This is a genomic window from Vibrio amylolyticus (genome assembly GCF_023145695.1).
GTDB lineage: Bacteria > Pseudomonadota > Gammaproteobacteria > Enterobacterales > Vibrionaceae > Vibrio > Vibrio amylolyticus.
This window is the reverse complement of the sequence record NZ_JAJHVV010000042.1, coordinates 1-585: the sequence shown is the minus strand read 5'-3', so window position 1 is coordinate 585 and position 585 is coordinate 1. Positions and strand designations below refer to the sequence as shown.

Annotated in this window: 1 protein-coding gene; it reads left to right on the top strand. The window is 36.9% G+C overall.

The window, feature by feature from the left end; all coding sequences use genetic code 11:
* Positions 1 to 44 precede the first annotated feature (44 nt).
* Entirely contained in the window at positions 45 to 557 is a 513-nt protein-coding gene (locus KP803_RS21795; protein ID WP_248010953.1) for a hypothetical protein, read from the top strand.
* Positions 558 to 585: the final 28 nt, after the last annotated feature.

Genomic DNA, 585 nt, shown 5'->3' with positions numbered 1-585 from the left:
GGACTTAGAATCAATTAATTTAATCATCTAATAAGGAGTATTTGATGAGAATGAAGGTAGCTGTATTATCAGCAATATTTTGCAATTCAATTTTTTTTAACCCTGCTGCAGCTAGTGATGAACAACTGCTAATTAATGCTTTTCATGAATATGGCATTACCAAATGTGATAGTTTTATTCTAGAGAATAGTAAGTTAAAGAGTAATTGGAACCTTTTTATAAACAAACAAGCAGGCGGTATGGATGGGCCCGCTACGGAAGTAACGATCACTCATATATTTGGGAGTAAAGGAGATACTGTAAAAAATGAAGATACGTACATTCAAACTGCCAAGAACTGTTATTACAGAGGAACTTGGACCGTAACCTTCCCTGGTTCTTGCTCTGAGAGTGTTGATGGGAATCTTTGGTATGTTTCAACTCAGATGCCAAACAAAGATTACACAACATATAAAAATGCGGGTGGTGTAGAGCTTCACACCAAGGAAATATCTATGGGTAACTTTAAGGCCTGTGTACAAGAAGGTTCACTTAGAAAAAGTGCACGTCACGGGTAACTCCTAACAAGGCAATTAAGTCGGATTC

Bases quoted from the DNA above. Each gene is read 5' to 3' on its own strand.
- KP803_RS21795 (WP_248010953.1), top strand. From the start codon at position 45: ATGAGAATGAAGGTAGCTGTATTATCAGCAATATTTTGCAATTCAATT.